Here is a 10,921-nt window from a genome sequence, read left to right as displayed (position 1 = left end):
ATGAGAAGATTTTTGATGCATGTTTTACCAAGAAAGTTTGTTAAAATTAGACACTATGGAATTTTAAGCAATAGGAATAGATCAACTAAACTTCAAAGATGCAAAGAACTTACAGGTGCAGTAGAAAGTAAAAACCAAAATTCAGAAGTTAAGTTAAATGCAGCAGAACTTCTTTTTAAGCTGACAGGAATAGATATAAATATTTGTTCTTGCTGTGGAAAGGGAGAAATGGTTACAAAAGAGAAGTTGAATCGCCAAAACTATTCTCCGCCAGGAGAAATAAATAAAATAGCATAAAATCTTATTTAGGGGAGGGGGAAAGTGCGTATATTTTTAGCAGACAATCTAAAATAATAAGGATTATGGATACAATTGTGGAAATTACAGTTAATAGTCTTAATGTTAAAACTAATTTCAGAAAGAGGAGAAAGATTGAATCTCCATAGTAGAGCTAACGCGGCATCGTTCAATAGCTCGTTTCAGACATTGAGCAACTTTCGTAGCTACCGTCGTCTAAGTATATACTTAAGATGATAGCTCTTATCGGCTCAACATCTGAATCCGAACCTATTCATTTTATGACTAACAAAACAAATTACAGAAAAAAATAAGCTTTCTTGTCTGAAAAACAAGAAAAAGAAGCCAAACTTTTAAGCTCCTTATTATTGCATACTTATTTTAAGTATTTTTCTTAATAAAAAACAATAATTCTTCTTCTTTAACAGAAAACTCTTCTTCTGTTATAATTGCCTCATCTAATAATTCTTTGTATTTCATAATCTCAGCTGTTACTCTTTGTTGGTTCCACTCTAATTCCAATAACATCACCTCAGTTATATTGCACTATATTATTGTTAGCATTTTGTAAACATACATTCGTATTTTTTATTGCATGGACTTTTATGTTCCAGCCTCTCTAGTTTACTATATTTTAACTTTTTTGGGTATTGGCTGTAAGCCAATAATGAATGTTTTCAGTGTAATATAATAAAAGCATACAATATAACAGATATTATGTTGAATGGGTTTTGTTTATGAAATAACTAATTTACATACAGTTCAGATAGAAATGTTAAAAGACTTTAATAGACTATAAAGATCACCAAAGTACATATTTATATAATAGTGTGTAAGACCACGCTTTCTTAATTCTTCTAAACTAAACGGGACATTATTTTTAGAAAACTCAGGAATTAATTTAGTGAACAGATTTATAAATTCGTCTTTAGTTATATGATGGGGTTTAGTGTATGTTGCCTTAATACCAGCCAATTTATAAGCCTCACCGATAGAGGTAAAATAACATTTAATATAAGTCGGATATAACTTATTTTCTTTAAGTATATGTTCTGATATTATATTATTATTATTTGCGTATATTTGGGCTATTTCCTTCGATATATCAGATCTTTTTTCTTCGGTACATTTATCATCATATTTGTTTGATTGATTTATAGTAACGCCTAATGAACCATTCATGAATATTTTTTTGAATGAAGAAGTTTTAAAACATTGTTGTATTTTATTAAAAGTAGGGAGTGCAGGATTGTCTGTTATCAACTTAATGAACTTTGTTATAGAAATTGGACTATGTTCTTTGTACTCATTTATTAACATCGTTCTTAATTCTTCAATTTTTTCATCAGGTATTTTTAAACGCCTATGATAAATATTTTTAAATATAATCTTATTTTCCATTAAAATTCTCCTTTATATATATAAATTAAAATACAGTGTTTGCTATGTTTAAATTAACTATTGTATATCCCCATATTCGACCAAATTAAATTTTACATGAACGGTTATTTTTGCCCCTTTATATTCCGTATGCCAATCTACTTTTTTAAAGTAGCTGTTATACTTGGCTCTTACCATATCACCTATACCGATTGGATCACTTTTTTTACTTTGCATGTACCCAATCAATTTTTGACAATTTTGCCTGAGTTGCTCCTGTACATAATCACTTACCTTTTTTACTTCATTTTGATTATTTAAATGATCCCATTTATAATCATCAGCATATCCAGATAAGTCTAAATAGATATCTACTACAGGTTTATTATTCTTAATTGAGATGTTTATTTTTTTACTGTTTTGACTAAGGTGAATAGCTGAGCTTAGTCTTTCACTATAAGTTTCATTAGCGCTAGCCGGAATACAAGCATTGTAGACATATGTTTTATGTTTTAAAGTTTTCATCATTGCCATTAAAAGTCCACTATCTTGTGCATTTATACTTCCAACCATTTTTTCTTCTGAAAATAAGGCTGAACCTGTGACTTCAATAGAATTATCAGTAATCTTAAGCATTGGAGCTGTATTATCAATACCTGGGGCCATGCTTATTAAGTCATATTTGAAAACTCTTGTTTCATTGATGATCCCAGTTCTAACCGCACGCTCAAGAAGCGAATTCACATATGCAGATGTTATAGGTTTATCCTTAAAATTTTCTTCTGATTGGTGTATTAAACTTCTAGGGCTTCCATCAACAACAATAATCCATGTAAGCATTGCGTTTGTTTTATCCCTTTCTAATACTGAATTAATACCAGCTATACGTCCTTCTCCAGCAAGCTCTTTAGAATATAAAAATAGCTGGATTTTACCTGCCAACAGTTCCTTACTGGCCCTTTTATTAAAAAATTCCGTAGACAGCTTTAGTAAATTAGTCTGAGTATCTAAAAGCTCTACTCTAGAACCTTTAATATCTGGGTCAATTAGGGGCATGCCATAGGTAACCTTTAAGTTTCCTTGAGGAGCTCGCTCTATACCTATTAGTGTCAGAAAACTAATTTTTTCTACTATTACTTCATCCCAGCAACCACAAAGTATAAATGGAATAATAATTAATAATAGAAATATTTTTTTTATTCCTTTATACATGTGGATTCACTCCTTTTTTTCGAATGAAAGAAAATAAGTAGCATATGACTAAAAATATTGAAAATATAGTTCCGGATATCGTCATAATATTAGTGTAAACTTTAATATTTGATATACTTTTAGGTACATTACTTAATAATATTGTTATTGAGGTAAATACAATTAGGTATATAGCCTTTTTCTTTAGATTTAATAGTTTACGTATACTATAATAGGTTACAGAAAAATATCCGCCAATCGACATAGCCATTGCTGGTAGCAATACAGATATAAATAGCACATCCATTCTTTCAATTATTGGGGCTCTATAAGATCTTGATAGTTTAATCATTGGATTTATACTTTTTTTTAGCATTTCTTCTCCAAAAAAAGACGTAATAACGAGAACAATAATTATATAAAATATAGTGGTAATTGTATTAGCTCCTATAGCAAATTTCATGGCTTTTTGTTTGTTGGTAATTTCTGGGTATATAATCGAAATCACATCATAACCCAGGAATGCAAAAATACAAGGACTAAAACTAGCCTTTATACCATCTATACCGCTTTGGGCAATTGGCATTAAAAAATTCAATCTTAAGTCACTAAATACAAGTAAACACAAAATAAGATAGAAACCAATTGAAAAATATATCATTTGTGCAAATCTTGTTATATATTTTAATCCGTACCATGCTAGGTAGCAAGTAGGTATTAAAGTAAAAACACATAGTACAAATGAAGGAGTTGATCTTAATAAATCAATATGTATTATATTTATATAACTTCTTAAACATAGACATACGCTGTACCACAAATATAGAACTATAAGTAAATTTAACAAACCACCTAGGTATTTTCCGTATAAGAACTTATTTATTTCATATATAGATTTGTTGTTATACCTATTCATAAGCTTTATTATCAGTGCAATTACAGCAGTTATAATTATTCCATATATTAATACTGAGATCCAACCATCATGGCCACAAACTGTAGCTAAATCACTTGGTAAGCCAACAATACCTGAACCTACTTGAATAGATACAATAAGTCCCATCAATTGAGCAGAGGTAATATTGTTTTTCCTTTTATCCATTCTTCTTCCCTCTTTCCTTATCTAGTGGGTTCGCTATATCTGGCCTTTTTTTCAAATACCTAATTGGAGCTCTTATAAAGGTGTCTTTTAAATCACCAAATTTAAAAGGCGCTATAGGTTGAAAATAGGGTTCTCCGAGAGAATCTAATACTATTAGGTGTGCGAGTAACATTACCATGGGAATGATTACACCCAAAATACCAAATATTGATGAGGTTATCATAATGGCATATTTAACAAGCCTAATAGAAATTCCTAAATCATAAGTAGGCATGGTAAAGCCTGCAATGGCAGAAGTAGCAATTACTATTACCATAAGGTTACTTACTATTCCAGCCTGTATAGCTGTCTGACCTATTATTAATCCTCCAACAATACTAATAGATGCAGTTATAAAAGATGGAAGTCTAATTGAAGCTTCTCTTACCATTTCTATCATAAATTCAACCATAAATGCTTCAATAACAGGAGGAAAAGGTACCTTTGCTCTGGATTGTGCTAGTTGGACTAGTAAAGGCAGCGGTATCATGTAGTAATGAAAGCTTAGTAATGAAATATATATGCCTGGAAGAAAAAATGCTATTAATGTTGCAAACGTACGAAGAATACGTAGGTAACTTGCTCCTACCCAATGGGTTGAATAATCTTCAGGTGCTTGAGTGAAGGCATGATAAGTTACAGGAGCTATCATTACAAAGGATGTTTCTTGAAGCATTATTATAAATTTACCTTCTAATAATCCTGCTATAGCTTTATCTGGCCTTTCTGTAGCAAGGTATTGAGGAAAAATAGAATTTGGATGGTCCGCAATAATTTGTTCCAAATATCCAATTGCTATAAAACTGTCACTATCTACTTGATTTATTTTGTCAGAAATAATTTGTAGTAAATTAGGATTAGCAATATTTTCAAGGTATGCTACAGAGACTGTTTGATGCGATACATTTCCAATAATAAAGTCCTTAAATTTAAGGTTGGGAGTTTTTAATTTTCGTCGTATAGTAGCTATATTAGTTGCCAGGTCTTCAATAAAGCCATCATGATCTCCTCTTACACTTTTTTCACCTTCTGGCTCTTGGATGGTTCTTTTCTCATATTTTTTTAGGGTACATGAAATTCCTGTATTTAATCCGTCACATATAAAAACTGCATTTCCCGCTAATATATCTTGTATTATCTTATCAATTATTATTGGAAAGGTCAGTCCCGCTACGGGGAGCTTATTAGAAAGATATTTAATTTCTTCAGAGTCTAACTTTTGTAAATTAAGTAAAGGAGTCATAAAGTCTCTTTGAAAAAGATCAAGATCACATAAACCTTGAACAAAAAAGAAACAACCTTTTTTTCCTGAATTTAAAATAACTTGCCGTCTTATAATATCGGGACAATCTTTTAAAGTTTCATCAATTAATGAATAATTTTTTTCATAATTACTATATAAATTTACGTTTGTGTCTGTATTTTTATCTTTACTCATATATATATCACCATTCATAGCATTAGTAATATATAAAAAAATTATACATAGATTATTTTTTAGAATAAGCAATATTACTATAATACAAATCTACTTCCAAAATAAAAGCTATTTACTTAAGATAATAAATTCGCCTGTCATAAAAAAATATATGTAAAGTAAACCCGTTCAATTAGTTTGTTATTAGTTATTTTGAGTTTAACACAAAGGATATTGTGTTAAACTGGACTAAACCCTTCAAAGCGTTGATAACTCTACCTTTGTTCAAATATATCAATGATATACAACATAATAGCAAGTTTTGATTTAACATAACGTATAACCTTGTATAACTAAGTTGGTCATATCACTTTAAATTAGACGAAATTTATATATAATAATTATTATATATAATTCAAATGATTCCAAGATAATTTTAGTAGATTTATTTAAATAAGTACATTTTAAATGTACTTATTTTTTTCTATTACTACCAACATTCTAATGACTGTACTATCATACTTTTGTAATTTGTTGGTGAGATTGTTTCTATAAAGTCTTATCTTTACAATACTGCTTTAATTATTTACTATATAACTTCCTGAAAGTGCTAATTAGCTAACCCTATTTATACAAAAAACCTAACTCATAAACCAATGGTCTCATTCTATCCTCAAATTGCTTATATAAAATATTAAATTCTTTTAGTTCTTCTGGCATATAAGCCTTTAATAACCCCTTTATTTGATACCATCCAGCATCCCATGTGTTTATATGATACTCAGGATGTTCTTGGTCAAAGTGCTTTCTGTACTTAAATGAAGCAACTACAAGTTCTCTTGCCTTATCTAATAGGGGGTTGTGTAGTAATGGGACAGAAACGGCAATAGAATTACCATATTAATCCATGCTATTTGTAACAAGCATAAACGTATTCTACCTATACGAGACGGTAAATCAAACGCTCGTTTATTTTACTTTCTCATTGGGTAAATATAAAAATGAAGATAAGCCATTTGAATAGTAAATAAACTTAGTAAATAATTCATAGTAAATATATTGACTGATTTAACCGTTTAATTTACCATATTAATATAGATTACTATGAAGGGATGTTTGAATCATGGAATTTGGATATGCAAGAGTAAGTACTCAGGAACAAAATTTAGATAGACAATTAGATTCTTTAAATTCTGCAGGTGCAGAAGAAATAATACAAGAAAAAATAACTGGAACAAAAGCAGATAGACCAGAATTAAATAGGCTACTAGATAAATTAAGAAAAGGTGATGTTATATTAGTATCAGATCTTACAAGGTTAAGTAGGAGTACAAAAGATCTATTTGGCTTAGTTGATCAGATTGAGAGGAAGGGTGCTAATATTAAAAGCTTAAAAGAAAGCTGGTTAGATACCACAACACCTCAAGGAAAATTGATGTTTACTTTTATGGCTGGAATAAGCCAATTTGAAAGAGATTTAATAAGCCAAAGAACAAAAGAAGGATTAGAAGCAGCGAGAGCCAGAGGAAGAAAGGGTGGTAGAAAACCCAAACTTGATGATAATAAAAAAAAGGCTCTATATGAGTTGTATCAACAGAAAAAAACAACAGTGAAAGACCTGTGTGATATGTTTAGTATCACAAAACCGACTCTATACAAGGTAATAGAAGAGATCAGTACCACTATATTTGAAAGCTAATTCAGATTCGTATTTTATTGTGAAGCAAATATTATTCATATTTTGAGGAGGTGTATTATGCCAACAAAAGTGAAAATAAAGATAAAAGATAATAGTGAATTAAGGGCGAAAATTGATGAACTATATGAAAAAATGAACCAAGTAGATTTAGCAAAATGGTCGTTACTCATGGCAAAACATATTTTGGATACTGTAGATATAGATTATAATTCGATAGATGCAATAGTTGGTGGATTTATAGTAAATGAATTATGGCAGACAGGTAAAGCGAGGATGTATGATGTAAGACAGGCTGGCTTTAAAATTCATAAAATTGCTCGTGAGTGCGATTCGGAAATAAAGAAAACAGCATTAAGAGTAGTTGGTCAAGCAGTATCAAGTGGACATATGAGAGAACATGCAATGGTAGCATCAGATTATGCAATAAAAACAATAGGCTTAATTAGTTCAAATGATATCGACGCTATAACCTTTGAACGAGAATGGCAACTTAATGAATTGAAGAAATTTTTGTAGCACATAAAATGAGCATAATCTATGGTAAATTTATTACATATCATTCTTATAATATTCATTAACTAAACAAGGTAGCAACTTCATTTTTCTTTATGATCGCCAAAGATATTAAAGATTTTATTATAGTAACTATTTTTCAGTACACAAATGCTCCTATTACTCCAATAGCTATTTTAGTAGATTGGATACAGTAATTTTTAGTAAAATTACTAATTCTTAAATAACATCATTTTTGACAGGAGATGTTTTAATGTCTGCGGATTTTTTGACCTGTGAACAGAAAGCTCGATACGGTAAGTTTACTGAAGAACTTGGATCAGATCAACTAGCAAAATACTTTTGGTTGGATGATCAAGACAGAATGATTATTTTTCAACTGCGAAGTGATTCTAATCGTTTAGGATTTGCCATACAACTTGGAACGGTGAGATTTTTGGGTACATTTTTATCTGAACCGGCAAATGTACCCGATAATGTTTCTGTATATGTGGCTCAGCAATTAGATATTGATGTAAATGCTCTGTCTGATTATTGGAATAGCAGAACTATTAGAAATCACACACAAGAAATTAGGGAAATATACGGATATCATGATTTTATGAAACAGCCTCACCATTTTATGTTAGTCCGTTGGCTATATAATCACTTTTGGCTAGCACCCGAACGTCCAAGTGTTGTTTTTGACCTTACTATGGCCAGGTTAATAGAACAAAATATATTATTACCTGGTGCTACAGTTTTAGAAAGGCTTATATCTCAAATTCGTGAACGTGCAACCTCAAGGTTATGGCATAAACTAGCTTCTCTTCCGGATGCCAATCAACGAGAAATACTTGAAAAATTGCTTATAGTAGATGCTAAAAATAAAACCGGTTTAGAAATGCTTAGACAGTCTGTAACACATGAGTCTCCTAGTGGATTTTTAAAAGCAATTAAACGATTTAAAATGATTTATTCAATAGGAGCTTATCAATGGAACATATCCAGAATACCTATAGGAAGAATATCTGTTTTATCCCGGTATGCTTCAATCGCTAGAGCTCAAACCATTGAAAGGATGCCAGATGAACGTCGCATGGCAACATTAGTTGCGTTCGCTATAACATATACTACCAGTTCCCAAGATGATATCATCGACTATATGGAACGATATTTTTCAACTTTATTCAATGGTGCAAACAGAAAAGGAGAAAAAGAAAGACTACGATCTTTGAAAGATCTGGACAGCTCAGCACGAGAACTCAGTAGAGCTTGTTTGTTGTTGTTGGATGAAAAGGTACCCGATGAAACAATACGAAAAACCATATTTTCAAGCATACCCAAAGAACGGTTAAAATTGGCCATTGGAATGATAGATACTCTTACGAGACCAATAGATCAGACTGTTGAGTACAAAGAACTCTTTAGGTATTATACTTCCATTCGTAGATTTCTTCCAGCACTTTTAGCCACTATTAAATTTAGGGCATCAGCAGCAGGACAACCTGCTCTTGCTGCATGGGATTTTCTTTCGAAAGTTGAGTCAAAGACCAGAAAAAATAAGTTTGCGGATGCACCCACTGTGGGAATTTCAGCAAGTTGGAAAAGAGTTGTTTTTAAAGGGGATATGATAAGCTCTTGTCCTTATACTTTCTGGGCAATAGAAAAAATGCTTGAAGGTATTAAAAATTATGATATCTATCTAGAAAAAAGTGATAGATACAATGATCCAAGAATCAAACTTTTACAGGGACCAGCTTGGGAAAGTGTTAAAAGCAAGGTATTAAGCACATTAGGTTGGCCTTCGAATGCGGAAGAATCGTTGAATCCATTAAAGAAAAACTTGGATATTGCATTTAAGAATACAATTAAAAATTGGGATGATAATCCAGAAGTTCGAGTTGAGATGATTAAGGGTAAGGAAAAAATTGTTCTCTCTCACATTAACCGACTTGAAGAGTCAAAGTCTTTAGTATTGTTGAGGAAGCAGATTGAATCTCTAATGCCCAATACAGATTTACCAGGATTATTAATGGAGATAACTGCATTAACCAGATTTACAGACCAATTTACTCATATAAGTCAAGGTAATTCTAGAATCAAAGATTTGTCTGTTAGCATATGTGCTATTTTCATAGCCAAGGCATGTAATATCGGACTTGGACCCGTAGTTCAGCCAGGCATACCTGCACTGGAATATGACAGATTAACATGGGTGGAACAAAACTATTTTCGTACAGAGACAATTACACAGGCAAATGCTGTCCTTGCTGATCATATCTCTAAGATGACTTTAGCTAAATCATGGGGTGAAGGGGATGTTGCGTCTGCAGATGGAATTAGATTTGTTGTACCACCAAAAACTATTTATGCAGGTCCCAACCCACGTTATTTCGGCATTGGACGTGGCATAACAAGTTATGATCTTATCAGTGACCAATTTGCTGGACTAAATAAACTTGTTATTACAGGAACTATCCGTGATTCCTTATATTTACTTGAATTGGTTTTAGGTCAACAGACAACGTCTAAACCTCGTGAAATAATGACAGATACCGCCGGATACAGTGATATTATATTTGGATTATTTGCATTATTGGGTTATCGCTTTAGCCCACGTCTTGCTGATATAGGAAGTACAAGGCTTTGGCGATTTGATCCAAATGCAGACTATGGTGTATTGAATAGTCTATCTAAACACAAATTACGTGAAGAACTTATAATTAAGTCCTGGGATGATATGCTTAGGGTCGCTGGTTCACTCAAACTTGGAACCATAAATCCTACAAATCTTATAAAAATGTTACAAAGAGGCGGGAAGCCAACTATGCTTGGTCGTGCAATGGGCGAATTCGGACGAATTTTTAAGACCACTTACGAACTGTCATTTTTGGATGACAAGAATTATCGCAGGCGTATTTTGACACAACTAAATCGTGGGGAATCGGAAAATGGGCTTAAAAGAATCGTTATATATGGCAAGAAAGGAGAGATTCATCAACCTCATCGTGAAGGTCAGGAAGATCAATTAAATACATTAGGGTTAGTTACAAACGCTATTATCCTCTGGAATACAGTCTATATGGAAAAAGCCTTAGATGCTATTCGAAATGCAGGGTATATCGTGAATTTAGATGACGTAAAACGACTTTCTCCTCTTGGCTATGATCATATAAATATTGTAGGGCATTATTCATTTGACTCAGCAAAAGAAATATTATCTGGAAAGCTGAGACCATTGCAACCAATGAATAAAAAACTATTTGGTAATAAAAGGTAATTCTATTGCCGTTTCTGTCCC

At 31.8% G+C, this 10,921-nt stretch carries 9 protein-coding genes; 4 read left to right on the top strand and 5 right to left on the bottom strand.

What is annotated here, in order from left to right:
* A partial coding sequence (locus tag VIM70_RS07900; RefSeq protein WP_331945207.1) for a transposase occupies positions 1 to 297 on the top strand: 297 nt, incomplete at its 5' end.
* A gap of 381 nt (positions 298 to 678) precedes the next feature.
* Here VIM70_RS07900 and VIM70_RS07895 read toward each other — a convergent pair.
* From VIM70_RS07895 to VIM70_RS07875, 5 genes are all read right to left on the bottom strand, one after another.
* Positions 679 to 819: a hypothetical protein gene (locus VIM70_RS07895; RefSeq protein WP_331945206.1), complete on the bottom strand. Its 141-nt coding sequence runs from the start codon at positions 817 to 819 to the stop codon at positions 679 to 681.
* A gap of 240 nt (positions 820 to 1,059) precedes the next feature.
* The gene (locus VIM70_RS07890) at positions 1,060 to 1,698 is read right to left on the bottom strand and encodes a hypothetical protein (protein ID WP_331945205.1); all 639 of its coding nucleotides are present in this window, start codon (positions 1,696 to 1,698) and stop codon (positions 1,060 to 1,062) included.
* A gap of 57 nt (positions 1,699 to 1,755) precedes the next feature.
* Positions 1,756 to 2,889, bottom strand: coding sequence for a Ger(x)C family spore germination protein (locus VIM70_RS07885; RefSeq protein ID WP_331945204.1), 1,134 nt, complete (start codon positions 2,887 to 2,889; stop codon positions 1,756 to 1,758).
* Entirely contained in the window at positions 2,882 to 3,970 is a 1,089-nt protein-coding gene (locus VIM70_RS07880; RefSeq protein WP_331945203.1) for a GerAB/ArcD/ProY family transporter, read from the bottom strand. Before VIM70_RS07880 ends, VIM70_RS07885 begins: the two co-directional genes overlap by 8 nt.
* The gene (locus VIM70_RS07875) at positions 3,963 to 5,447 is read right to left on the bottom strand and encodes a spore germination protein (RefSeq protein WP_331945202.1); all 1,485 of its coding nucleotides are present in this window, start codon (positions 5,445 to 5,447) and stop codon (positions 3,963 to 3,965) included. Before VIM70_RS07875 ends, VIM70_RS07880 begins: the two co-directional genes overlap by 8 nt.
* Positions 5,448 to 6,549: 1,102 nt before the next feature.
* Here VIM70_RS07875 and VIM70_RS07870 point away from each other — a divergent pair.
* The 3 genes from VIM70_RS07870 (at position 6,550) to VIM70_RS07860 (ending at position 10,900) form a co-directional block, all read left to right on the top strand.
* On the top strand, positions 6,550 to 7,125 hold the full coding sequence (locus VIM70_RS07870; RefSeq protein WP_331945201.1) for a recombinase family protein: 576 nt from the start codon (positions 6,550 to 6,552) through the stop codon (positions 7,123 to 7,125).
* Positions 7,126 to 7,182: 57 nt separating this feature from the next.
* On the top strand, positions 7,183 to 7,641 hold the full coding sequence (locus VIM70_RS07865; protein ID WP_331945200.1) for a putative immunity protein: 459 nt from the start codon (positions 7,183 to 7,185) through the stop codon (positions 7,639 to 7,641).
* A 250-nt stretch (positions 7,642 to 7,891) separates the two neighbouring features.
* Entirely contained in the window at positions 7,892 to 10,900 is a 3,009-nt protein-coding gene (locus VIM70_RS07860; protein WP_331945199.1) for a Tn3 family transposase, read from the top strand.
* Positions 10,901 to 10,921: the final 21 nt, after the last annotated feature.

Origin of the sequence: Clostridium sp. (assembly GCF_036569345.1) — a bacterium.
In the GTDB taxonomy this organism is placed as follows: Bacteria; Bacillota; Clostridia; order Clostridiales; family Clostridiaceae; genus Clostridium_AD.
This window is presented reverse-complemented; position numbering and strand designations above follow the sequence as displayed.